Source organism: Micromonospora sp. 067-2, from assembly GCF_046549295.1.
GTDB lineage: Bacteria > Actinomycetota > Actinomycetes > Mycobacteriales > Micromonosporaceae > Micromonospora.
Window position 1 is genome coordinate 53,892 of record NZ_JAJPWB010000015.1, and the last position, 22,335, is coordinate 76,226.

Sequence of the window (22,335 nt, forward strand, 5' to 3'; positions counted from 1 at the left end):
TCTGTACTGCTAATTCTCGGGCGGGGTCGGGGGCCGGCTCGCCGGCCCCCGACCGCTCACCTCAGACCTCTTCGACCGAGCTCGGCTCGCGCCGGGACAGGTCGATGCCCAGCTCCTCGGCGGCCCGGAACACCTCGTCGTCGGTCTCGCGCATCTCCAGGGCCACACCGTCGCTGGACAGCACCTCGACGTTGAGGCACAGCGACTGCAGCTCCTTGAGCAGCACCTTGAACGACTCCGGGATGCCCGGCTCCGGGATGTTCTCGCCCTTGACGATGGCCTCGTAGACCTTCACCCGGCCGAGCACGTCGTCGGACTTGATCGTGAGCAGCTCCTGCAGGGCGTACGCGGCGCCGTACGCCTGCATCGCCCAGCACTCCATCTCACCGAAACGCTGACCACCGAACTGCGCCTTACCACCCAGCGGCTGCTGCGTGATCATCGAGTACGGGCCGGTCGACCGTGCGTGGATCTTGTCGTCGACCAGGTGGTTGAGCTTCAGGATGTAGATGTAGCCGACCGCGATCGGGTCCGGCAGCGGCTCGCCGGAGCGACCGTCGAACAGCTGCGCCTTGCCACTGGAGCCGATCAGCTGGTTGCCGTCCCGGTTGGGCAGCGTCGACGAGAGGAGACCAGCGATCTCCTCCTCGCGGGCGCCGTCGAAGACCGGGGTGGCCACGTTCGTGTCCCCCTCGGACTCGTGCGCGTCGATCGAACGCAGCTGCTTCTTCCAGGACGCGTCGTCGCCCTCGACCTTCCAGCCGGTCTTGGCGACCCAGCCGAGGTGGGTTTCGAGCACCTGGCCGATGTTCATCCGGCTCGGCACACCAAGCGGGTTGAGCACGATGTCGACGGGGGTGCCGTCCTCCAGGAACGGCATGTCCTCGATCGGCAGGATCTTGGAGATGACGCCCTTGTTACCGTGCCGGCCGGCGAGCTTGTCGCCGTCCTGGATCTTCCGCTTCTGGGCCACGTACACCCGGACCAGCTCGTTGACGCCCGGAGGCAGCTCGTCGCCGTCCTCGCGGGAGAAGGTACGCACACCGATGACCGTGCCGGTCTCGCCGTGCGGCACCTTCAGCGAGGTGTCCCGGACCTCACGCGCCTTCTCACCGAAGATCGCGCGAAGCAGCCGCTCCTCCGGGGTCAGCTCGGTCTCACCCTTGGGCGTGACCTTGCCGACCAGGATGTCACCGGGGACGACCTCGGCACCGATCCGGATGATGCCGCGCTCGTCGAGGTCGGCGAGCATTTCCTCGCTGACGTTCGGGATGTCGCGGGTGATCTCCTCCGGGCCGAGCTTGGTGTCCCGGGCGTCGACCTCGTGCTCCTCGATGTGGATCGAGGTGAGCACGTCCTGCTGCACGAGGCGCTGCGACAGGATGATCGCGTCCTCGTAGTTGTGACCCTCCCAGCACATGAACGCCACGAGCAGGTTGCGCCCGAGCGCCATCTCGCCCTCGTCGGTGCACGGACCGTCGGCGATGACCTGACCGGCCTCGACGCGGTCGCCCTCGAAGACGACCGGCTTCTGGTTGACGCAGGAGCCGGCGTTGGAGCGGCGGAACTTGTGCAGCAGGTACGTCCGGCGGTGGCCGTCGTCCTGGTGGATGGTGACGTAGTCGGCGCAGAGGTCCTCGATCACACCGCCGACCTCGGCGACCACCACGTCGCCAGCGTCGACCGCGGCCCGGTACTCCATGCCCGTACCGACCAGCGGCGCCTCGGCCTTGACCAGCGGCACCGCCTGGCGCTGCATGTTCGCGCCCATCAGTGCCCGGTTGGCGTCGTCGTGCTCGAGGAACGGGATCATGGCGGTCGCGACCGAGGTCATCTGTCGCGGCGACACGTCCATGTAGTCGACGGCACCGGGGACGACGTCCTCGGTCTCACCGCCCTTACGACGACACAGGACCCGCTCTTCGGCGAACGTGCCGTCGGCCCGCAGCGGCGCGTTGGCCTGAGCCTTGACGAACCGGTCCTCCTCGTCCGCGGTCAGGTAGTCGATCTGGTCGGTGACCCGACCCTCGATGACCTTCCGGTACGGCGTCTCGATGAAGCCGAACGGGTTGACCCGGGCGAAGGTGGACAGCGCGCCGATCAGGCCGATGTTCGGCCCCTCCGGCGTCTCGATCGGGCACATCCGGCCGTAGTGGGACGGGTGCACGTCGCGGACCTCGAAGCCGGCCCGCTCCCGGGACAGACCACCCGGGCCGAGCGCGCTCAGCCGACGCCGGTGGGTCAGGCCCGCCAGCGGGTTGGTCTGGTCCATGAACTGGGACAGCTGCGACGTCCCGAAGAACTCCTTGATCGCCGCCACCACCGGGCGGATGTTGATCAGGGTCTGCGGGGTGATCGCCTCGACGTCCTGCGTGGTCATCCGCTCACGGACGACCCGCTCCATGCGGGACAGGCCGACCCGAACCTGGTTCTGGATCAGCTCACCCACGGTGCGCAGGCGCCGGTTGCCGAAGTGGTCGATGTCGTCTGCCTCGTAGCCGTCCTCGCCGGCGTGCAGCCGGCACAGGTATTCCACGGTGGCGACGATGTCGTCCTCGGTCAGCGTGCCGGTGGTGATCGGAACGTTGACTTCGAGCTTCTTGTTGAACTTGTAACGCCCGACCTTGGCGACGTCGTACCTCTTCGGGTTGAAGAAGAGGTTGTCGAGCAGGGTCTGGGCGTTCTCGCGCGTCGGCGGCTCGCCAGGGCGCAGCTTGCGGTAGATATCGAGCAGGGCCTCGTCGGCGCCGGCGATGTGGTCCTTCTCGAGCGTGGTCATCATCAGCTCGGACCAGCCGAACCGCTCGCGGATCCGCTCGGCCGACCATCCGACGGCCTTGAGCAGGACGGTGACGGCCTGCCGACGCTTGCGGTCGATGCGGACGCCGACCGTGTCGCGCTTGTCGATGTCGAACTCCAGCCAGGCACCCCGGCTCGGGATGACCTTGACGCTGGAGAGGTCGCGGTCGGAGGTCTTGTCCGGCTGCTTGTCGAAGTACACGCCCGGAGACCGGACGAGCTGGCTGACCACGACGCGCTCGGTGCCGTTGATGACGAAGGTGCCCTTGGGCGTCATCATCGGGAAGTCACCCATGAACACCGTCTGGCTCTTGATCTCGCCAGTGGTGTTGTTGGTGAACTCCGCGGTCACGAAGAGCGGAGCGCAGTAGGTCAGGTCCTTCTCCTTGCACTCCTCGATCGAGGCCTTGACCTCGTCGAAGCGCGGCGCCGAGAAGGAGAGTGACATGGTGCCGGAGAAGTCCTCAATGGGACTGATCTCTTCAAGGATCTCCGCGAGACCCGAGCGTGCGTGCGGGTCGTCCGCCGACCGGCCCTGCCAACCCTCGTTGCCGACGAGCCAGTCGAAGGACTCGTTCTGGATGGCGAGGAGGTTGGGGACCTCGAGGTGTTCGGTGATCCTGCCGAATGAAACTCGGCGGGGAGCGAATGCGCTCGACGTACGACTGGTCTTCGCAGGGCGGGAAGCTGCCAAGATGCGTCCTTCCGAGGACCGGTGCTGCAGAACGGCTGGTACGCGTGCACTCCAATGACCCCACCAGAAATATCCGCAAACGGACATTTCCGAGCAGGGGTCAAGTCGGAAGGCAGCGCAAACTAGCAGTGTAGCCGAGAGGCTAACCGCTGTCCAGCCCACCCCGCAGGTCGTTTGCGGAACGCGCCTCGGCCCCCGAAAACCGGGGTCTGCCGGGCCGCTCTGAACGCAACGTTCCCGCTGGGCCGTTCGGGTTGCCGCGGCCCATGGTGCCGCCGCTGTCATTACCCACGTCGTGGCCGTCGCAAGCGCGGTGTCTTGCTGGTGTCAGCGTGCCTGGCAGGCCGGGGCCGCGTCAAGGGCCGGTACCCGGGTCATCCGTTCTTTCCCACCGGAGGGCGACGCCGGGAGGCTCGTCCGGACCCCCGTCGGTGGTTGTCGGCACCCAGCTCAGGACGGGTCGTTGCCCGGACCAACCGACACGGCGGGCGGCGATCCGTGTCGGATCACCGCCCGCCGCGACGCGATCGTGTCCGCGCTCGACCGAGCGGGGCACGCGCTGGTGGAGCGTCAGGTCACTTGAGGGTGACCTTGGCGCCCTCGCCCTCGAGCTTGGCCTTGGCCTTCTCGGCGGTCTCCTTGTTGACCTTCTCGAGGATGGCCTTCGGCGCGGCCTCGACCGCGTCCTTGGCCTCCTTGAGGCCCAGGCCGGTCAGCTCGCGCACGACCTTGATGACCTGGATCTTCTTGCCGCCGTCAGCCTCGAGGATGACGTCGAACTCGTCCTGCTCCTCCTCGACCGGGGCAGCAGCGGCGCCGCCGCCGCCCTGGGCGACCGCGACCGGAGCGGCGGCGGTGACCTCGAAGGTCGTCTCGAACTGCTTCACGAACTCAGAGAGCTCGATCAGCGTCATCTCCTTGAACGCGTCGAGCAGCTCGTCGGTGCTGAGCTTCGCCATGTCTGGCGTCCTTTCCTGTTTCTGATAAGTAAGAATCTGGTGCGCCGTGGGGGCCTCAGGCCGCCTCGGCGCCCTCCTTCTCGCGCTTGTCCTGCAGGGCAGCCGCCAGACGGGCGGTCTTCGACAGCGGGGCCTGGAACAGGGCCGCGGCCTTGCTCAGGTTGCCCTTCATCGCGCCGGCCAGCTTGGCCAGCAGCACCTCGCGGGACTCCAGGTCGGCGAGCTTCGTGACCTCGGCCGCGGAAATGGCCTTGCCCTCGAAGACGCCGCCCTTGATGACGAGCTTCGGGTTGGCCTTCGCGAAGTCGCGAAGCCCCTTCGCCGCCTCGACGACGTCGCCCGAAACGAAAGTCAGCGCGGTAGGACCGGTGAACAGCTCATCGAGGCCGGTGATGCCCGCGTCCGTCGCAGCACGCTTCGCCAGCGTGTTCTTCGCGACCGTGTAGCTGGTCTCGGCGCCGAGCGTGCGCCGCAGCTGGGTGAGCTGGGAAACCGTCAGACCGCGGTACTCGGTCAGCACGGTGGCGCCCGCGCTGCGGAAGTTCTCGGTCAGCTCAGCGACGGCCGTGGCCTTGTCGGCCCGGATCGGCTTGTCCGCCATGTCCCTCCTCTCTCGTTACTCGAGGCTGGTCCCCGTCACGGCCGAAGCCGGATCGGGGGCGGAGGCCGTACGACAACGAAAAAGCCCCGGCGCAGGGCGCACGGGGCGAGGGCCGGCGGATCGTCACGGTCGGCGGACCATGCTCTCTGCCGAGTTACGCTTGCCGCCCTGCGCGGGTCGCCCGTTGTCGCGGGGCCTTCGACCGTGCCGGAGCACGGTGACCAGCGGTCTCTGGGTGGTTCCTCATCCATGAGAACACGGATGACTTGTGAAGAATACGCGACCCGGTGACCAGCGCCAAATCGATCCCCGTGAGCCAGGCCACCGAGCGGCGGGCCGTTCGGGTGCCTCAGCTCCGGGCCCGCCGCCGCCACAGGTATCCGCCGACCGCTGTCGCGCTCCAGGCGACCGCCCAGGCGGTGAGCCCGAGCAGGGTGAGCGCGGCCGCGTCGCCCGCGACGGTCCGGGCCGTGGCCATGATCGGCGGTGCCAGCCAGGGCACCACCGAGCCGGTCAGGCCGAGCACCACCGCGCCGACGCCGCCGAGAGCCAGCACCGCGACGCCGTACCCCGCGCTGCTCACGGACGCCCGGCTGGCGAGCGCACCGAGGGCCACCGCAGCGGGTACGACCAGCAGGTGCGCCCACACCCCCAGCGCGACGCCCACCGCCACCGGACGGCCCCCCGCGTCGACCGGGCCGGTGACCCCGCCGACCAGCCACGGGAAGGCCAGCGCGACGGCCACCCCCACCAGCGCCGCCACGCCGGCGGCGAACAGCCCGGCCACTCGCTCCCGGGCCACCCCGACCGTCACCTGGGCCAGCCGGCGCTGCACGTCCGGCTCGACGTCCAGCAGGATCTTGGTCTGCCAGGCGAGCACCGGAAAGAGCACCACGGCGGAGACGCCGTACGCCTCCGCCGGCTGGGCCCGGCCGCCGCCGTACAGGGTGCCGAGCACGACGAGCCCGGCGAGCAACGGGGCGACTGCCCGCCCGGTTCGCAGGAAACCGGCCAACCGCATCCGGATCAGAGCGTTCATCGGGCCTCCCCCGCGGTCTGTTCGACCACGGACCCCGGTTCCGCCGGCCGGGGCGGCGACCCGTCGGGGCGTACCCGCAGCACGTGGTGACCCTCGGCGCGTAAGCGGGCGACGGCGCCGGCGACCCGCGCGGCCGGCACCGCGACCTCAACCACGGCGATCGCCTCGTCCGGTGGTGACGGCTCCTCGGTCACCGTGCCGTCGGCCACCGTCCAGCGGCGCGCCTGCGGCAGGCGGACCGTCTCGCCGCGGTGGTCGCTGACCAGGACCGCACCACCGGCGGTCAGCACCTCGTCGATCAGCTCGGGAACCAGTTCACGGGTGGAGGCGTCCAGGCCCTCCCACGGCTCGTCGAGCACCAGCAGGCCCGGCGGACGCAGCATGGCCTGGGCGAGGCCCACCTTCTGCGCGGTGCCCTTGGACAACTCCGGCAGGCGGACCGCGTGGTGAGCGGTGAGCCCGAGCCGGTCGGTCCAGGCCGTCACGGCCTCGCTGGCGGCCGCAGCGTCCAGCCCGGCCATCCGGGCCATCCCGGTCAGGTAGCGGGCCACCGTGAAGGGCTGGTCGGCCGGAAACCGCTCCGGCACCCAGCCCACGCGCCCGGGACGGTCGGTGACCCGGCCGCGGCCCGGTCGCAGCACCCCGGCGGCCACCTGGAGCAGGGTGGACTTGCCCACTCCGTTGCGGCCCAGCACGACCGCGACCTCACCGGGACCGATCCGCACGTCCACGCCGCGCAGCACCCACGGACCACGCCGGTGGTACCGCAACCAGACGTTCTCCAGCCACATGCGGTCGAGACTGCCACACCCCGGACGCGCCGGGGCGCCGCCACGGTGGTGGCGGCGCCCCGGTGGAGCGATGTGTCGGCTCAGGCCTCGGCCGAGCCCTCCTGCAGGTTCTTCACCACGTTCGGGTCGACCGGAACGCCCGGACCCATCGTGGTGGTCAGGACGACCTTCTTGAGGTACTTGCCCTTCGCCGAGGACGGCTTGGCGCGCAGCACCTCGTCGAGCACCGCCGCGTAGTTGTCCACCAGCTGGCTCTCCGAGAAGGACGCCTTGCCGATGATCAGGTGCAGGTTGGAGTGCTTGTCCACCCGGAAGGTGATCTTGCCGCCCTTGATATCCTGCACCGCCTTGGTGACGTCCATGGTCACCGTGCCGGTCTTCGGGTTCGGCATGAGACCGCGCGGGCCCAGGATCCGCGCGATCCGGCCGATCTTGGCCATCTGGTCCGGCGTGGCGATCGCCGCGTCGAAGTCGAGCCAACCACCCTGGATCCGGGCGACGAGCTCGTCGGTGCCCACCTCGTCCGCACCCGCCGCGACAGCCTCCTCGGCCTTCGCGCCAGCGGCGAAAACGATCACGCGGGCGGTCTTACCGGTGCCGTGCGGCAGGTTGACCACGCCGCGGACCATCTGGTCCGCCTTGCGGGGGTCGACGCCGAGGCGCATCGCGACCTCGACCGTGGCGTCGAACTTGACGTTGGTGGTCTCCTTGGCCAGCTTCACGGCCTCGGAGGGGGTGTAGAGCTTGGACCGGTCGATGACGTCGGCGGCCTTGAGGTAGCTCTTGCTACGCTGCATTGCTGATTACTCCTGTGGTCTCTGGCGGGCCGCCGAAGCGCGGGCCCTCCCACGGTCAGGTCGTTGGACGGGGCCGACGTCAGTCGTTGACGGTGATGCCCATCGACCGGGCGGTGCCGGCGATGATCTTCTCGGCCTGGTCCAGGTCGTTGGCGTTGAGGTCGGCCATCTTCTTCTCGGCGATCTCACGCAGCTGGGCGCGGCTCACCGAGCCGACCTTCTCGCTCTGCGGAACGCCCGAGCCCTTCTGCACACCGGCAGCCTTGATCAGCAACCGGGCGGCGGGCGGGGTCTTCAGCACGAAGGTGAAGGACCGGTCCTCGTACACGCTGATCTCGGCGGGGACGATGTCGCCCCGCTGGGACTCGGTCTGCGAGTTGTAGGACTTGCAGAACTCCATGATGTTCACGCCGTGCTGGCCGAGCGCGGGGCCGACCGGCGGCGCCGGCGTGGCCTGGCCCGCCGGCAGCTGAAGCGTGAACGTCTTGACGAGCTTCTTCTTCGGAGGCATGTCACTTCCTGGGGCTTGGAGCTGGGAAAATGCGGCTGACGCCGCCCTCGAGGCGCGCACGGTCAGCGCGGTGCGACAGCGGCGACGTTCAAGAGTAGCGCAGGCCGCAGCCCACTCGTCCGCCGAGGTCGAGCGGGAGGGCGTACGCCGACGTCGGCGGCGGGTCGCGCCCGCCGCCGACGACCGGTCAGATCTTGGCGACCTGGTTGAAGTTGAGCTCCACCGGAGTCTCCCGACCGAAGATCGACACCAGCACCTTCAGCTTCTGCTGGTCGGCGTTGATCTCGCTGATCGTCGCCGGCAGGGACGCGAACGCGCCGTCGGTGACGGTGACCGAGTCGCCGACCTCGAAGTCGAGGACCTTGATCTCGGGCTTCGACTTCTTCTGCTCGGTCTCGATGGCCGGCGCCAGCCACTTCAGCACCTCGTCGAGGGAGAGCGGCGCGGGCCGGTCGGCCCGGTCGGTCGCGCCCACGAAGCCGGTCACACCCGGGGTGTTGCGGACGCACGAGTACGACTCGGCGGTCAGCTCCATCCGAACCAGGATGTAGCCCGGGAAGACCTTGGCCTGGATCTGCGACCGCTTGCCGTTCTTGACCTCGACCTCCTCCCGGGTCGGCACCTCGACCTGGTAGATGAAGTCCTCCATGTCGAGGCTCGTGATCCGGGTCTCGAGGTTGGTCTTGACCTTGTTCTCGTAGCCGGCGTAGGAGTGCACCACGTACCAGTCGCCCGGCGCGTAGCGCAGCTTCTGCCGCAGCTCGGCGACCGGGTCGTACTCCTCGTCCGGCGCGGGCTCGGTGGTTGGGAACTCCGGCTCGCTGGCGGCCTCAACCGACTCGTCACCAGCCGCCGTCGCGACCGTGGACTGCTCGTCCACCGGTCCGGCGGTCTCGTCGTACTCAGGCACGCTCGCTCACTTCCGTCACTATCGGCTCTGGAGGCAGCCGGTCAGCTCGAGTTGCCGAAGACAAACAGCACAGCCTTGGCGAAGCCCAAGTCCAGGAAACCCACGATCGTCAGCATCACCGCGACGAAGGTCACCACCACGGCGGTGTACGTCAGCAACTCCTTGCGCGTCGGCCAGATGACCTTACGCAGTTCGGCCACGACCTCGCGGAAGAACCGGGCGATGCGGCCGAACACGCCCACCCGACCGGTTTCCGACCGGGTGGTCGGCCGGCTGTCCGCCGATTCCGCCCGGGCACGGGACCGCGTCGCGGTGCCCCCCCGGGAGACCGGCTCGTCCGCGCTGGTGGCGTCGTCGTCGGCTACGTCGTCGACGATCTCGTCGTCCAGACGATCGTCGCCGTCGTCGTCGCCGCGCCGCTTGTTGTCGGCCACTTCGCCCTCCGTCGCGGAATCTGGGGTCGCACGCCGGGCGGCGTGCGCGGCGTTGGTCACGCCGGCCGGACCAGCCGTTCCGCGACGGGCCGCGGCCGGTGGATCGACCAGAGGGCCCGATGCCTCGGAACCACCCCGCCAATGCCACCACCACGGGCCGAGCGCCGCCATCTCGGCGGCGCGACCCACGGGAACGGTCAGGCCTGAGGCGCAGGGGTGACAGGACTTGAACCTGCAGCCTGCGGTTTTGGAGACCGCTGCTCTGCCAATTGAGCTACACCCCTGTGCGGCAACACTCGCCCCACGCGGCCACAGACGACCGAGCAGGGGTCACTTGCCCCACGGCGGACCAGTGTACGGGTAGCCGACCGACTTTCCCAACCGGTCCACCCGCCACGCGTGGCGGGCGGGAGTCAGCGCGTCGTACGGATGGTCGCGCGGGCCTGCGAGAGCACCTTCTCGCCCCGACAGGTCGCCGTCACATCGAGCCGGGTGAGGCCGTCCTCGGTGACCTCGCGGACCACGGCGGTGACCTCGATCTCGGTCCCCTGGTCGTCGTCGGGGACCACCACCGGCCGGGTGAAGCGGACGCCGTAGTCGACCACGGCGTCGGGCGCACCGGCCCACTCGGTGATCGCCCGCCCGACCAGCGCCATGGTGAACATGCCGTGCGCGATCACCCCGGGCAGCCCCACCTTCGTGGCGAACCGGTCGCTCCAGTGGATCTGGTTGAAGTCACCGGAGGCGCCGGCGTAGCGGACCAGGTCCGCACGGGTCACCTGGAACGTCTTGGCTGGCAGCTCCATGTCACGCCTCCCCACGTACGACGATCTTGGACCAGACAGCGACGACCGGTTCGCCGGCGACGGTGCTGACGTCGGTGCGGGTGGTCAGGAAGCCGTGCCCACCGCGGGTGGTGACGTCCTCGATGGTGCTGGTGCAGACCAGTTCGTCCCCGGCGACGACCGGCCGGGTGTACGCGAACCGCTGGTCACCGTGGACCACCCGGCTGTAGTCGACGCCGAGCGCCGGATCCCCGACGATCTGGTGGCTCGCGGCCACCGTGACGACCACCGGGAAGGTCGGTGGGGCGACCACGTCCGGGTGCCCCAACGCCTGTGCCGCCGCCGGGTCGTGGTGGGCCGGGTCGGTGGCGCCGATGGCGTTCGCGAACTCACGGATCTTTTCTCGGCCCACCTGATAGGGGGCGGTCGGCGGGTACGTCCGGCCGACGAAGGAAGGGTCCAGAGACATGCCGCGAACCTACACGGGAAACACAATCGCCGATCTGCTCGGTCGGCGGCGGCGGAGCCGCGCCATACCGGTCAGATCGGCGATCGGAAAGCATCAACAACGGCCGGCGGGAAGGCCGGCCGCAGGTCAGCGGGTCTCGCGGTGAACCGTGTGCCGACCGTCGCGCGGGCAGAACTTCTTCAGCTCGATGCGGTCGGGGTCGTTACGCCGATTCTTACGCGTGATGTAGTTGCGCTCCTTGCACTCCACACACGCCAAAGTGATCTTCGGCCGGACATCGGTAGCCTTCGCCACGGCGGAGTGCCTTCCTCGCTAACGGAAACAACTACGACGCGTCAGCCTAGACGCTGACTGCGCAGACATGCAAAGTGGGCGCCAGTGGCGCCCATTCCCACGACCACCGGAGTAAAGCCCGGCAGACGCAAGTAGCGGTGGCCGGACTTGAACCGGCGACACAGCGATTATGAGCCGCTTGCTCTACCATCTGAGCTACACCGCCGCGGTGGGTCCAGCTGAACCCTCGAGCCCCCTTACGGAATCGAACCGTAGACCTTCTCCTTACCATGGAGACGCTCTGCCGACTGAGCTAAGGGGGCCTGCGCGAACTCCCCGTGGGGCGCGCAGAAGTAAGAGTACACGGCCCGGCCCGACAGGTGAAATCGGATCCCCGGTGATCGTCTACGCCCAGCTCAGGGCACAATCCGAAGGCGGGGAAGCTCTCCAACCGAGATCGTTTCCGGGTCGGCCTGGGCGCCGAACCAGGCGGCCAGCCGCTCGTACGGCAGCGGTCGGCTGAACAGGAAGCCCTGACCGATCTCGCAGCCGATGTCCTGGAGCAACTCCAGGGTCAGTTCGCTCTCCACGCCCTCCGCGACCACGGCCAGGCCGAACTGCTGGGACAGGGTCACCACCGCGTTGACGATGGCCAGGTCCCCCGGATCGGTCGCCATGCCCTGCACGAAGGAGCGGTCCACCTTCACCTCGTGCACCGGCAGCCGCCGCAGATGGGCCAGCGACGAGTCGCCGGTGCCGAAGTCGTCCACCGACAGGCGGACGCCGAGATCCCGCAGCCGGTGCAGGGTCGGGATGGGTCGGTCGGTGCCGTCCAGCACCCCCGCCTCGGTGATCTCCAGGGTCAGTCGCTGCGCCGGCACCCCGTACTCGGTCAACAGCTCCTGCACCCGGTCGGGGAAATGTTGGTCGGTGAGCGACCGGGCGGCGAGGTTGACCGCGATGGGCAACGGCTGGTTGGCCTCGGCCCAGTCCCGGCTGCGTCGGAGCCCCTCACGGAGCACCACCTCGGTGAGCCGGCTCAACTGGCCGGTGTGCTCGGCCACCGCGACGAAGTCCTCCGGGGCGACCGCGCCGTGCGTCGGGTGCTCCCACCGGGCCAGGCACTCGACCCCCACCAGGCGACGATCCCGCAGGGTCACCTTGGGCTGGAAGTAGACCTCCAGCTCGTCCTGGTCCAACGCGCGACGCAGGTCGCCGGCCAGACCCAGTCGGTGCAGTGACCGGGATTCCAGCCCCGGATTGAAGAGCTGAACGCTGCCCGGCACCGACTTGGCCGCCGTGGCGGCGAGGTCGACCCGGAGCAGCAGTGTCGCCGCGTCGCTGCCGTGATCCGGGTGTACGGCGACACCGACTGCCGTGTCCACGTCGAGGGTGAGCGCGTCGAAGACCATCTCGTCGCGGATCTGGTCACGCAGTTGGCCGGCCAGCTCCAGTGCCTCGTCGGCGCTCTCCAACCGCAGCGTCACCAGGAACTCGTCCCCGCCGGCGCGGCCCACCAGGGCCGACGACGGCGCGCTGGCCCGCAACCGGGCGGCGACCTCGGCGAGGACCTTGTCCCCGGCCGCGTGGCCGAGCGACTCGTTGACCTGCCGCAGCCCGTCGACGTCGAAGAGCAGCAACGCGACGACCTCGCCGGGCGCGCGGATCTTGACCGACTCTTCCAGCGCCCCGCTGATCCGCCGACGGTTGGGCAGCCGGGTCAGCGCGTCGTGGTACGCGTCATGCCGCAGCTGGTCGACCAACCGGGAGTTCTCCAGGGCCACCGCGGCGTGCGCGGCCACCGTCTCGAAGATCGGGATGTCGCCCTGGGTGAAATGACCGACATCGCTGAGCCGGTTGGCGACCTCCAGCGTGCCGACGACCGCCTGGCCGGACCGGAGCGGCACCACGATGACGTCTTTGATCTTGTCGTGGCTCAGCGCCTGGCGCTCGCTCGACTCCCTGTCGAAGGCACGTCCCACCGCGACGGTCCGCTTCTCGTCCGCGGCGCGCTGACGGAGGGAAGCCGGCGTCAGCACGACGTCCAGCAGACCTGGGTCGTCGACCCTGGCGGTGAGCAGCACCTCGGGATGGCGGCCCTGGGCGGGCAGCCAGAGAGTCGCGTACTCGGCCTGCATGAGGGCTCGGACCCGACCCAGGAGAGCATCGACGAGCGTGCCGTCCTGACCCCGTTCCCCGATGGCACGGGTCAGGTCGTACATCGCGGCCAGGGTCCGGTGTTGCCGGAAGAACTCCGCATAGGAGCGGTAGACCAGCACCAGCGCCCCACCGAGCGCGGCCAGCAGCACCACGGACCACCAGGTGGTCATGACGGCGATCAGGATGATCAGACCGAGCGAGACGTTTATCGCGGCGGTCAGCAGAGCGGGACGTGCGCTGCGAAGAGCGTCCCGACCCGCCTGCCAGCCCTGCAGCAGGGTGTGCACGCTGACGATGCTCGCGAGGCTCACGAAGATCACTGCCGTCACGGCCGCGAAGAGACCCAGCCAGGTGCCGGGTTGGTCGACCTTCTTCAGCGGCGGTAGCGCCTGAAGGACGAGGACGGCGAGGGAGGTGCCCGCGGCCGCCTTGGCCACGTTGAACCAGAACTTGACCGGCGCGAACCGGTGCCGCGTCTGCGTGAGCATGGACGCCACCGTGTAGATCGCGACGACCGTCAGCGGCGGCAGCAGGAGGAGCGCGAGGACCAGCGGAATTTCGGTGAGCGTCATGCCGAACGACTGCCGGCGGACGACGAAGTTGAGGACCGGCAGACCCATGCCGACCATGGCGACCAGCAACACGAGCGCGAGCAGCCATTCACCGAAGCGCTGGTCGGACACCAGCCCGGTGATCGTGGAACAGACCGCCGCGAACAACACCAACGGCGCGGTTATGAACCACACACGATCCGTTGATCGACGTCGCGAGCGATCATGCGGCGCCATGCCGCTCCCTACAGCTTGTGTGGTGACCGCCGTCGGGCGTGGATGGACTGAACCCCTCAGCGACCACTGTCGACGACAGTGTTCTCCGTACCGATGGTCCAGATGAGGTCAGCAGCCTGGTAACCGCCACCCACGCCGCCAGGAAGACCGATGTGGAACCCGGCAATGGCGGCGGCAGCGAGAACGAGGAGGAGTGACCCACACAGTCGGCCCAGCCTTCGACCAGACATGATCGCTCCTGTCGGGAGATGTACAACGTTGATGGAGGTTCCACGATCGTGCCATAGCGCAGGCGACCAGGAAAGTGGCGAGCGCCCCGACTGGCCCACCGTCTGTGACTTCCCGCCGTTCGGCCCACCAGCCTCGTCGCGCCGGGCCAGATCAAGGGCCTGATGAGCGCCGCACCGCTTCGCACAACGTTGATAACGACCTTCAACGCAATTCGGTCCAGCCGTAGACAGGCACTCGAATTCGCCACGATGGTCACCGTCCGTGACGTTGGCAGGCAGTACGCCGACCCCCGCGCTCCGTGTCCGGCCATCGACCACCATACCGCCTCTTGGCGACAGCGCCAGTACCCGGTCCAGTTCCCGCCAATGGTGCAGCCCCGGCCCGGGTGGCGTCAGGCTGGATGCAACGGTGCCCCGCCGGTCTCCGCCAGAACTCGTCGAGCAGCAGAGCGGAACGCCGAGGCCGCTGGCCGAAGTCGACGAGCTCCAGCTGGCGTCCGGCGCGAGCGAGTGCCGAACCAGGGACAGCGGTAGCGGGGCGCGCACGTTAGGTTGTGGTGACCAGCGACAACCTGATCGATGGAGAGCGATTCGTGGGAGATCCGCTGGACGACATCGCGGAACTTGAAGAGCTCCGCCTCCAGGCGGAAGACCTGGCGCGGCGCTTCGCGGCCGGCGAACGGGAAACAGCCGAGGTGTCCGCCCGGGATCCAGACGAGATCGTGCACGTGGTCTTGGCCGCGGACGGCCGAATCGGTGAAGTCACCGTTCTCTTCCACGGGCGCAGACGGATCAGCGGCGACCAGTTGGGCGCAGCCATCGTCGAGGCTGCCGACGAGGCGGCCCGCAGGCGGATCGAGGCATGGTCGCACGGCGTCAGCCAAGCGGCGGGGAACGAACCGGATGCACCTGCGCCGGCTGCGTTGCCGCCAGGGCCTGGCCTGACTGAGCCGGGAGGCGAGTCGGCTGTCAATTTTGCCCGGGGACTGTTCCACGTGCTCACCGACTCGTTCGCCCGTCTCGACGACCTCACGGCGGAAGCGGAACGGGCAGCACTCACCACGTCCACCACCTCGGACCCGGAGGACCGCGCACGAGTGACGCTCAGCGGTGACCGACTGTCGGCGGTAGTCATCGACGAGGCGTGGTTGCGCTCGGCACACGCCGATGAGGTGGGAGCTGCGGTCACCCAAGCCCTACAGCAGGCGTACGCGGACCGCGAGCAAGCCAGCCGGCTGCGGAACTCCTGGCCGTACGACGAGCTCGAGCGGATGACCGGCGATCCGGCGCAGCTTCTCGCCAACCTCGGCTTGACGCCGCGACAAGCCCGAAGGAGTGAGTGAGCATGCCACCTCCCGGCCCCGAGAAGCTGAAGGTGTCGATCGAGATGCTGCGCAAGGACGCGGCTGTCTGGGACGACTCCGGCGACGTTCTGCGAGACGCGGCCCAGGTCGCCGCCCGGCTCGAGCTCGCTGCGCTGCACTTCTCCTACATTGGTGACCAGGTCGGGTTGGTCGACGTATACCAGTTGCTCCAGGACCGCTTGATTCGGCTACTCAACGAGGGCAGCAAGACCTTCGAGACGATCGCGATGTCGCTGCGCCACACCGCGGACGGTTATGAACGCGACGAGGCGGACGGCGTGCACCGGCTCAACAACATCTACTGAGAGGCCGGCTGGTGTCCCACCCCTTTCCTCGCCCGCTGCCGTTGTCCGAGGCGGAGTTCAACCAACTCATCAGCACTATCGAAGAGGCCATGCGCCGCATCGAACGGCTCTCCAACCAGCTCGTCGAGCGGGTGAACAGCGCACTTGCCTGGCTCGGGCCATTCGCCCAGGATGCGCTGGACCTGCTGCGGCGCTTCAACGAGCTCGTCCTTCGGTTCTATTCCGAGGTGGGCAAGTTCCTCACCCGCTGGGGCGTGCCCTGGACGTTGTACTCGCACGGCGAGACCTGGACCCGCGACGTCGGCGGGCCAGCGCACGCGCAGGCCGGCAGGGTCGATGCGGGGCAACTACAGGTCGACGAGTACTGGACCGGGGTTGCCGCCACCGCGTACACCGGCCTGCTCCCGCTCCAAGCCAAGGCCCTCGCCAACATCAAGGCCGCAACCGATGAACTCGACGACGCCCTCTGGAAGGTCGCCGCAGGAATCATCGCCTTCTGGCTCGGCATCGCCGCGGTATTGGCGCCATACATCGTGGAGCTGATCGCGGAGGTGGTAGCTGCCGGAACCGTTGTCGCAGCGCCTCCAGCCGCAGCCGCCGCGGGTGCTTCCACCGCCAAGGCCATCGGTCTGACCGTCGCCGTCGTCACAGCGGCCATCGCCTACCTGACCACCCTATGGACGCAGATGCGCGACCTGGACCAACGCCTGCACAACAGCGACGGGCTTCCGGGCGGCAACTGGCCGACGTTGGTCTCCGACATCTCCAACGGGCGCGTCCACGATGGCGGCAAGACCTTGGACTGGAACATCAAGAGTTGACGGAGACCTGACCCCATGGACGTACGCAACGATCGTGTGCCGCTCGTCGACCCGGCCGCAGCCCGGCGCAGCGCGCGTAGGAGCATCTGGATCGGCACGCTGGTATTCCTTGGCCTGACCGGCTTCACCGCGAGTGGTACAGCCATGGTGATCGCTGGCGAGCTGCCCGGGCTGCCCTTCGCCATCGGTGGCGCCACCGCGCAGATTGCCGTTGCCGTCATCGTCGGAACCTTGATCTACACCCGCTCGGGCGAGAGCGCCGGGCTACTCAGGAGAAGGTTAGCCAGCGCCGGCCGGATCTACCGCCGGCTCTGGTGGGCTCTACTGGCTGTGCTCGTTGCGCTGGCCGCCTACGCACTGGTGCGTCTGATCATGGGGGACCCCTGGACCCTGCTGACGGCCGGCATCATCGGCGTCCTACTCGCTCTGCTCCTCCGCGGCGCCGCCCTCCTCCACCGGCGAATGAGCGAGGCGGCTACACACGAAGCAGGCCACGAGTAGCTGGGCCGCCAATGGGTACGGGGGCGTCACGGACAGCGGGGATCCGACCGACGAACAGCACGTCAGCCCAGCAAATCGCCACAGCGCCAGCGTCAAAGCCTCAGAAGAGCCCTGAGAGGCAAGATCAACCTGCCCACCATCTGCCGACAACCAGTCGTCAACGGCTGGACCCAGCCGGACTCGGCCAAACAAACGACAGCGGCCCCCGATCAGCATTATCTACTGATCAGGGGCCGTGTCTGCACCTGGTGGCGGGTGAAGGATTCGAACCTTCGAAGCTTTCGCGACGGATTTACAGGGCGTCCGGGATCTTGCCCACCTCAACCTCTTTGAGCTGCTGTTCTTCTTCCTCATGCAACGTTCGGTTGACCAGCTGCCCACCATGTGCCCACGCCGGGAGACAGCTCGGCGGTCGCATGACTGCAGGCCCCGGGCTGGCATCGGTGCCAGCTATTGGGCCGGAGGGGGCGACAAGTCCGCTGGGCAGTCCTTGACGTGGTGGGAGTACTCGGCGCCGTTACCGTCAGACCAGGACACCTCGAAGCGCATGCAGGTGGTCACCGTGGCGCCCTTGGAAAACACGCTGTCAGACGATGTGCGGGTCAGCGCGACGTCGACCCAACCGACCACCGGCCCCGGCTCGGCCATGCCTGAACTGCTCCAGGAGTCCAACACCTGCCCGTTCGACTCTGCGAGATGCTTGCGTAAGTAGCGCACGGACCCGTTGCCTAGTTCAGTGCGACTGATCGCGGCGACCTCGGCGTCGCGGGTATAGACCTTCGCATCCCTCAGCGCCATGTCCGTAGCCTCCTGCCGACCTTGCTCGGTTGGGTCAGCGCAGCCAGCGAGGGTGAGCATGGCGGCAGCCAAGGCCAGACCTCGGCGGCCGCGTCGGGTGGCCGGCCGGTCGTAGGATCGGGCCCCGTCTTCGCTCATGGCGGCGAGGGTATCGGCGCGCGGCAATGTCGTGTTGAGGGCTTGGCCCGTGGAGCAATGAAACCGCCGGGTGAGACGGGTCATCGGAGCGCGTCGCCGATCTTGTCGTTCATGGTGTCGTCTCCCCCGTCGATGCAGTTGGCGTAGACGCGGAGCAGGACGGCGACGCCGTGGCCCAGGCGCCGGGCGACCTCGGTCGGCGGAACGCCGGCATTCAGCCAGAGCGAGGCCGCCGCGTGCCGCAGGTCGTAGGGCCGGCGGACGAGCGGCGAGGCGACCTGCGATTCGGTCAGCGCCTTCTCGCGGGCGAGCTTCCACCACCGGTCGTAGACCGACTCCGACAGCGGCCCACCGTGCAGGCCTCGGAAGAACCGACCGTCCGGGCCGACCCCGTGATTCTCGACGTGCGCGCACAGCAGCTCGACGAGCCGAGGCGGGATCGGGACCGTACGAGTCTCGGCCCTCCCCCGGTGCTTGAGTCCGCGCCGCTCGTGGGAGCCGCCGTCATCGGTCCAGTGCGACCCGGCGCGCGGCGAGGTGCCGGCGAGCACCAGGCGGCCCCAGCGATATTCGATCTTCTCGTGGTCGCAGAACCGGGAAGGCTTGACGGCCGCCAGGTCGTCGAAGTCGGCCCCGCAGTCGGCGCACCGGCCGGCAAGGTCGCAGTCCTCCCGCCGTAGGTCCGCCGCTTCCGAGGGACGCATCCCCGCGTAGTAGAGGCAGCCGAAGAACGCGGTGACCTTGTCGGCGCGTTTGCCGAGAGATTTCACCGCCTCCAGCAGTGTGGCGACCTGGGCTGGGTTCGCCACCACCCGACGGTCGATGGACTGTGCGACCTCGGGAGCGGTCCATTGGACCCGGTCGACCGGGTTGGAAGCGATCAGCTCCAGCTCGACGGCGTACCCGAGCACGTTGTAGAAGGTGGCCCGCTTCCTTTGGACGGTGGAGGCAGCCGCGGGCTTGCCGTCGAGGCGTACGCACAGGCTGTCGAGGACGCGGCGGATCATCGCGGGCGAGTCCAGCTCGACTACCGGGAGGGACGCGGTTTCCAGCCAAGCGAGGGCCGCCGCGTGGTCGGGCGGGATCTCGTCGGACCAGCGACGTGGGTTGAGGCCGTAGAGGTACAGCGCCTCACGGAGCAGGGCGTCAGTGGGTCGACCCCTCCGCCCTGGACGGGTCAGGGTCACCGTGATGGCGGTCAGCGCTTCGACGATCGAGCGCCGGGTCTTGGCCGCCGCCCGAGGCCACTTCATCTCGACGTAGGCGCGGCTGTGGGCGTACCAGGTGGTGGGGTTCTTGGTTCTGGCCTCGGAGACCGGGCGGCCGGTGGCCGGGTCGAAGGGCTCCCCCGCGTTGGCCGCCTGGACCAGCTCGGCGCGGAACGAGTGCGCCAGGGCTTTGGTACGGAACATGTCCTCGAAGCGTTGGCCGCTCACCGCCCAGCGGACCCGCCACGGCCGAGCCTTACGGTCGGCGCGCTTGGCGATCTCCCAGATCTGGACCTCGTAGCTCTTCATGCGGCGTCCTGCTCCAGGTCGCCGAGCCACCGACCGAGCGCCGACCGGCGGACCCGCAGCTGCCCGTTCGGGAGCTTGATCACCCGTGGTCCCTTGCCGGTCTGCCGCCAGTAGAACCAGGTAGAGCGCGGTACGCGCAGCTCGGCGAGCACTTCCGGAACGGTCAACAACTCCTCGTTCACTGCGTTTCCTCCCCGTCGTGTTGTGCGCTGTGCTGAGTTGCCGAAAGATCTGAAGACCCTTGCGCTGCCCGGTCCTTGGCGGCGAGCAGTTCGGAGCGCCAGCGGGCGCGTTCGCTGATCGACCGCATGAGCCGGTGGGTCATCGGGCCGACGTCCGGGTCATCGGGTCGGGCCAACTCCCAGGCGTGCCGGACCCGTTCGGTGGTGGCGCCCTGGTCGTCGACGAGCTGCGTGCCGTCGGTGGTGACGCCGAGCAGTGCCCGCACCCAGGCCCGCGCGTCGTGTTTGTGGTCGGCGAGGGTCTTGCCGGACCAGTCGCGGGAGATGAGGATGCGCCGGCCGCCGATGCCGAGGGTGTCGCGCTGGTGGACCTTGCCCTTGCAGCGGCCGGGCTTGAGCTTGGCGTGTGCCTTGCGCGGTTGGACGCCGTAGAGCAACCAGTTGGCGCACCGGTCGGTGCAGGGGGTCAGCTGGAGGTGCTGCCAGAGCCGGTCGAGGTGCTTGCGTTGTCGATCGGTAGTCGCTTTGTGGCAGTCGCCGGTGTGCTTGGTGATGTATTTCGTGACGTACCGGATGGTCCGTTCGGCGTCCTCGGTGCCGGGCATGACGCCACGGGCGTCGACCTGGGCTCCGAAGCGCACGACGTGTACCGGTTCCGCCTCCGGGTTGTCGTCGATGGTGTCGAGGGCTTCCGTCCAGGTGGTCAGTGGCTCGCGGTTGTCGGGGTCGACCCATGCCGCTGCTTGCTCGTCCCAGATCGGGAGCCGGTCGAGGGTGTAGCGCTGGACGTCGACCCCGGGCCACCACACCTGGTGGTAGGTCGCCGCCGCCACGGTGCGGAGCACGTCCCGAGCGATGGTGCCCCGGATGGCGAAGTGGGCGTGCGGTGCGAGACGGCGTTGCGGCTCGACGCAGCCGGCGTACTGGACGTTCCAGCCCTCGCACCGCCGAAGGTTCTGCCAGAACCGGTCGAGCAGCCGGGGGAAGTGCACCGCGTCCCAGGCGGCGCGGCGGTAGTCGTACCTGGCCGGGTTGACGGGGGTGCCGTCGGGGCGGACCGGGCCGTACGAGTCGAGGGTGAGCGTGAGCCACATCGATGGTTGGTAGGTCGAGCCGTCCGGGGCGGTGTAGGTCTTGCCGACGGTGCGCCGCTCGACCTTGCGCCGAGGCAGTTCGGGAGCATCTTGGCGCCGCTTGGTGGAGCGCTTGCGCCGCGGGCCCGGCTCGTCGTCCTGGTCCTCGTCGTCGCTGGCGTGCGGTGGTCCGACGCGCCCGCGCAGGCCCTCAGCGGCGATGGCTTCCTCCACCTCGCGGATAGCCTCGTCGAGGTCGGTCACCTGATCCCACTGGGCCGCCCTCACCGCCTCGTCGCGGGAGAACTCCAGGTGTGCGCGGAACAGGATCAGTGACTTCTGTGCCTCGGTTGCGGGTTCCGGGCCGGGTAGTGGCTCGTCGTCGCGGTGCCAGCCCTCGCGGATCTGGGCTTGCCGTAGCCGACGGTTCTTCTTGGCGCACGGCGGGCACTTGTCCTCGCGGGTCGCGCCGCAGGGCAGGTCAATAACTTCGGTCAGGCCGGTGTCAAGGTCGGTGCGGCGCATGGCGAGCGGGCGCACGCAGACGCCGTACTCAATGGCGATGTCCTTGAGCACGTCGATCGAGCGGGGTAGCGCCATGCGGGCCGCCCGCGACCCCGGCCGAGGTGAAACCGGGGTCGGGGCGGGTTCGAGACCGGGCAGGGTCGGAGCCGTCATCGGATGATCCCGACGACCTGGGGCCGGTTGGGCTGGATGGCCTTGATCGGAGGCAGGACCGCGGCTGATGCCGGCGGCATCACCGGAGCCGGCGGCGCGGGTTCGACATGCTGCGGCTCGTCGTACCAATCGGCCTGCGGCTGGTCCGGCTCGGGTGCCGGCGGGACGGTGGGTGCGCTGGACAGGACAACCTTGACCAGGGCGAGGAATGCCAGCGACGGCACGGCCGCGACGATCCAGCCCCAGACGGAGGGTTCGGCTTCGGCGACCTGCGCGGCGAGGGAGAGCAGCGCGAACGCGATCAGGAGCACGCCGACCAGGCCGACGGGTCGACCGTCACGGCGGCGGGCGCGGATCTCCAGGCCGAGGTAGATGGCCATCAGCTCGACGGCTACGGCGTTGGCCCAGCCGATCCAGTCGGGCTGGCCGTGGGCAACGGTCAGGTCGTGGACGTGGGTGAAGGCGGCGGCGCCGGCCATGGTGCCGATGGCGAGCAGGATCAGCACCCGGACGCCGGACTCAGCGCGGATCATCGGCCGCTGCCGTTGTCGCGGATGGTCAGGGTGATGCTGATCTGTTGGCCGTTGAGGTCGCGGCGGCGGTTGACCATGTGCGCCAGGCCGTGCAGGGCACCGGCGAGCCGGTCCGGGGAGCCGTTGAGTTCGATGTGCAGCGGCTTGAGGCGGTGGGTGCCGAGGAAGAAGCTCTTGAGGGACAT

The 22,335-nt window shown here is 68.8% G+C and carries 23 protein-coding genes and 3 tRNA genes; 4 read left to right on the forward strand and 22 right to left on the reverse strand.

Annotated features, from left to right (window positions below; translation table 11 throughout):
• Positions 1-61 precede the first annotated feature (61 nt).
• From ACLJN9_RS30010 to ACLJN9_RS30085, 16 genes are all read right to left on the reverse strand, one after another.
• Positions 62-3,493: a DNA-directed RNA polymerase subunit beta gene (locus tag ACLJN9_RS30010; protein ID WP_410815044.1), complete on the reverse strand. Its 3,432-nt coding sequence runs from the start codon at positions 3,491-3,493 to the stop codon at positions 62-64.
• Positions 3,494-4,068: 575 nt separating this feature from the next.
• The gene (gene rplL, locus ACLJN9_RS30015; RefSeq protein ID WP_410815045.1) at positions 4,069-4,452 is read right to left on the reverse strand and encodes a 50S ribosomal protein L7/L12; all 384 of its coding nucleotides are present in this window, start codon (positions 4,450-4,452) and stop codon (positions 4,069-4,071) included.
• A gap of 55 nt (positions 4,453-4,507) precedes the next feature.
• Positions 4,508-5,053, reverse strand: a complete 546-nt coding sequence (gene rplJ, locus ACLJN9_RS30020) for a 50S ribosomal protein L10 (RefSeq protein WP_357079478.1) — start codon at positions 5,051-5,053, stop codon at positions 4,508-4,510.
• 349 nt (positions 5,054-5,402) lie between these two features.
• Positions 5,403-6,092, reverse strand: coding sequence for a hypothetical protein (locus ACLJN9_RS30025; RefSeq protein ID WP_410815046.1), 690 nt, complete (start codon positions 6,090-6,092; stop codon positions 5,403-5,405).
• Positions 6,089-6,883, reverse strand: a complete 795-nt coding sequence (locus ACLJN9_RS30030; protein WP_410815048.1) for an ATP-binding cassette domain-containing protein — start codon at positions 6,881-6,883, stop codon at positions 6,089-6,091. Before ACLJN9_RS30030 ends, ACLJN9_RS30025 begins: the two co-directional genes overlap by 4 nt.
• Before the next feature lie 80 nt (positions 6,884-6,963).
• On the reverse strand, positions 6,964-7,680 hold the full coding sequence (rplA, locus tag ACLJN9_RS30035) for a 50S ribosomal protein L1 (RefSeq protein ID WP_410815050.1): 717 nt from the start codon (positions 7,678-7,680) through the stop codon (positions 6,964-6,966).
• A gap of 79 nt (positions 7,681-7,759) precedes the next feature.
• Positions 7,760-8,191 carry a 50S ribosomal protein L11 gene (rplK, locus tag ACLJN9_RS30040; RefSeq protein WP_278141730.1) on the reverse strand — a complete coding sequence of 144 codons (432 nt, stop codon included), beginning with the start codon at positions 8,189-8,191 and terminating at the stop codon, positions 7,760-7,762.
• 187 nt (positions 8,192-8,378) lie between these two features.
• Entirely contained in the window at positions 8,379-9,101 is a 723-nt protein-coding gene (gene nusG / locus ACLJN9_RS30045) for a transcription termination/antitermination protein NusG (protein ID WP_393249855.1), read from the reverse strand.
• Positions 9,102-9,142: 41 nt separating this feature from the next.
• The gene (gene secE, locus ACLJN9_RS30050; RefSeq protein ID WP_410815051.1) at positions 9,143-9,535 is read right to left on the reverse strand and encodes a preprotein translocase subunit SecE; all 393 of its coding nucleotides are present in this window, start codon (positions 9,533-9,535) and stop codon (positions 9,143-9,145) included.
• Positions 9,536-9,746: 211 nt separating this feature from the next.
• Positions 9,747-9,819 (reverse strand) — tRNA-Trp (locus ACLJN9_RS30055).
• Between the two features lie 129 nt (positions 9,820-9,948).
• Complete coding sequence (locus tag ACLJN9_RS30060) at positions 9,949-10,341, reverse strand: MaoC family dehydratase (protein ID WP_410815052.1); 393 nt, start codon at positions 10,339-10,341, stop codon at positions 9,949-9,951.
• A 1-nt stretch (position 10,342) separates the two neighbouring features.
• Positions 10,343-10,789: a MaoC family dehydratase N-terminal domain-containing protein gene (locus tag ACLJN9_RS30065; RefSeq protein ID WP_410815053.1), complete on the reverse strand. Its 447-nt coding sequence runs from the start codon at positions 10,787-10,789 to the stop codon at positions 10,343-10,345.
• A 126-nt stretch (positions 10,790-10,915) separates the two neighbouring features.
• A complete protein-coding gene (gene rpmG / locus ACLJN9_RS30070; RefSeq protein WP_007073056.1) occupies positions 10,916-11,083 on the reverse strand; it encodes a 50S ribosomal protein L33 in 168 nt (55 codons plus the stop codon).
• Between the two features lie 132 nt (positions 11,084-11,215).
• A tRNA-Met gene (locus ACLJN9_RS30075) sits at positions 11,216-11,288 on the reverse strand.
• 24 nt (positions 11,289-11,312) lie between these two features.
• Positions 11,313-11,385 (reverse strand) — tRNA-Thr (locus ACLJN9_RS30080).
• A gap of 93 nt (positions 11,386-11,478) precedes the next feature.
• Positions 11,479-14,010 carry a putative bifunctional diguanylate cyclase/phosphodiesterase gene (locus ACLJN9_RS30085; RefSeq protein ID WP_410815055.1) on the reverse strand — a complete coding sequence of 844 codons (2,532 nt, stop codon included), beginning with the start codon at positions 14,008-14,010 and terminating at the stop codon, positions 11,479-11,481.
• A gap of 787 nt (positions 14,011-14,797) precedes the next feature.
• Between ACLJN9_RS30085 and ACLJN9_RS30090 the strand changes: the two genes are divergently transcribed.
• From ACLJN9_RS30090 to ACLJN9_RS30105, 4 genes are read left to right on the forward strand one after another with little or no spacing between them, the layout of a single operon-like run.
• Positions 14,798-15,583: a hypothetical protein gene (locus ACLJN9_RS30090; RefSeq protein ID WP_410815056.1), complete on the forward strand. Its 786-nt coding sequence runs from the start codon at positions 14,798-14,800 to the stop codon at positions 15,581-15,583.
• Positions 15,584-15,585: 2 nt separating this feature from the next.
• Positions 15,586-15,909 carry a hypothetical protein gene (locus tag ACLJN9_RS30095; RefSeq protein ID WP_410815058.1) on the forward strand — a complete coding sequence of 108 codons (324 nt, stop codon included), beginning with the start codon at positions 15,586-15,588 and terminating at the stop codon, positions 15,907-15,909.
• 11 nt (positions 15,910-15,920) lie between these two features.
• Positions 15,921-16,730, forward strand: coding sequence for a hypothetical protein (locus ACLJN9_RS30100; protein WP_410815059.1), 810 nt, complete (start codon positions 15,921-15,923; stop codon positions 16,728-16,730).
• A gap of 15 nt (positions 16,731-16,745) precedes the next feature.
• The gene (locus ACLJN9_RS30105; protein ID WP_410815060.1) at positions 16,746-17,231 is read left to right on the forward strand and encodes a hypothetical protein; all 486 of its coding nucleotides are present in this window, start codon (positions 16,746-16,748) and stop codon (positions 17,229-17,231) included.
• A 450-nt stretch (positions 17,232-17,681) separates the two neighbouring features.
• Here ACLJN9_RS30105 and ACLJN9_RS30110 read toward each other — a convergent pair whose 3' ends face one another.
• From ACLJN9_RS30110 to ACLJN9_RS30135, 6 genes are all read right to left on the reverse strand, one after another.
• Positions 17,682-18,167 (reverse strand): hypothetical protein, encoded by a 486-nt coding sequence (locus ACLJN9_RS30110; protein ID WP_410815062.1) that lies wholly within the window; start codon positions 18,165-18,167, stop codon positions 17,682-17,684.
• A gap of 80 nt (positions 18,168-18,247) precedes the next feature.
• Positions 18,248-19,684 (reverse strand): tyrosine-type recombinase/integrase, encoded by a 1,437-nt coding sequence (locus ACLJN9_RS30115; RefSeq protein ID WP_410815063.1) that lies wholly within the window; start codon positions 19,682-19,684, stop codon positions 18,248-18,250.
• Complete coding sequence (locus tag ACLJN9_RS30120) at positions 19,681-19,866, reverse strand: helix-turn-helix transcriptional regulator (RefSeq protein WP_030329852.1); 186 nt, start codon at positions 19,864-19,866, stop codon at positions 19,681-19,683. The genes ACLJN9_RS30115 and ACLJN9_RS30120 overlap by 4 nt, the downstream gene beginning before the upstream one ends.
• Positions 19,863-21,617 (reverse strand): replication initiator, encoded by a 1,755-nt coding sequence (locus tag ACLJN9_RS30125; protein ID WP_410815065.1) that lies wholly within the window; start codon positions 21,615-21,617, stop codon positions 19,863-19,865. Before ACLJN9_RS30125 ends, ACLJN9_RS30120 begins: the two co-directional genes overlap by 4 nt.
• Positions 21,614-22,150, reverse strand: a complete 537-nt coding sequence (locus tag ACLJN9_RS30130) for a DUF2637 domain-containing protein (RefSeq protein WP_410815066.1) — start codon at positions 22,148-22,150, stop codon at positions 21,614-21,616. Before ACLJN9_RS30130 ends, ACLJN9_RS30125 begins: the two co-directional genes overlap by 4 nt.
• Complete coding sequence (locus tag ACLJN9_RS30135; RefSeq protein ID WP_210923555.1) at positions 22,147-22,335, reverse strand: hypothetical protein; 189 nt, start codon at positions 22,333-22,335, stop codon at positions 22,147-22,149. The genes ACLJN9_RS30130 and ACLJN9_RS30135 overlap by 4 nt, the downstream gene beginning before the upstream one ends.

Excerpts from the sequence above, each read along its gene's own strand:
- rplL (WP_410815045.1), bottom strand. The coding sequence starts at position 4,452 with ATGGCGAAGCTCAGCACCGACGAGCTGCTCGACGCGTTCAAGGAGATG.
- rplJ (WP_357079478.1), bottom strand. The coding sequence starts at position 5,053 with ATGGCGGACAAGCCGATCCGGGCCGACAAGGCCACGGCCGTCGCTGAG.
- ACLJN9_RS30025 (WP_410815046.1), bottom strand. The coding sequence starts at position 6,092 with ATGAACGCTCTGATCCGGATGCGGTTGGCCGGTTTCCTGCGAACCGGG.
- ACLJN9_RS30030 (WP_410815048.1), bottom strand. The coding sequence starts at position 6,883 with ATGTGGCTGGAGAACGTCTGGTTGCGGTACCACCGGCGTGGTCCGTGG.
- rplA (WP_410815050.1), bottom strand. The coding sequence starts at position 7,680 with ATGCAGCGTAGCAAGAGCTACCTCAAGGCCGCCGACGTCATCGACCGG.
- rplK (WP_278141730.1), bottom strand. The coding sequence starts at position 8,191 with ATGCCTCCGAAGAAGAAGCTCGTCAAGACGTTCACGCTTCAGCTGCCG.
- ACLJN9_RS30060 (WP_410815052.1), bottom strand. The coding sequence starts at position 10,341 with ATGGAGCTGCCAGCCAAGACGTTCCAGGTGACCCGTGCGGACCTGGTC.
- ACLJN9_RS30065 (WP_410815053.1), bottom strand. The coding sequence starts at position 10,789 with ATGTCTCTGGACCCTTCCTTCGTCGGCCGGACGTACCCGCCGACCGCC.
- ACLJN9_RS30085 (WP_410815055.1), bottom strand. The coding sequence starts at position 14,010 with ATGGCGCCGCATGATCGCTCGCGACGTCGATCAACGGATCGTGTGTGG.
- ACLJN9_RS30095 (WP_410815058.1), top strand. The coding sequence starts at position 15,586 with ATGCCACCTCCCGGCCCCGAGAAGCTGAAGGTGTCGATCGAGATGCTG.
- ACLJN9_RS30105 (WP_410815060.1), top strand. The coding sequence starts at position 16,746 with ATGGACGTACGCAACGATCGTGTGCCGCTCGTCGACCCGGCCGCAGCC.
- ACLJN9_RS30110 (WP_410815062.1), bottom strand. The coding sequence starts at position 18,167 with ATGAGCGAAGACGGGGCCCGATCCTACGACCGGCCGGCCACCCGACGC.
- ACLJN9_RS30115 (WP_410815063.1), bottom strand. The coding sequence starts at position 19,684 with ATGAAGAGCTACGAGGTCCAGATCTGGGAGATCGCCAAGCGCGCCGAC.
- ACLJN9_RS30125 (WP_410815065.1), bottom strand. The coding sequence starts at position 21,617 with ATGACGGCTCCGACCCTGCCCGGTCTCGAACCCGCCCCGACCCCGGTT.
- ACLJN9_RS30130 (WP_410815066.1), bottom strand. The coding sequence starts at position 22,150 with ATGATCCGCGCTGAGTCCGGCGTCCGGGTGCTGATCCTGCTCGCCATC.
- ACLJN9_RS30135 (WP_210923555.1), bottom strand. The coding sequence starts at position 22,335 with ATGTCCCTCAAGAGCTTCTTCCTCGGCACCCACCGCCTCAAGCCGCTG.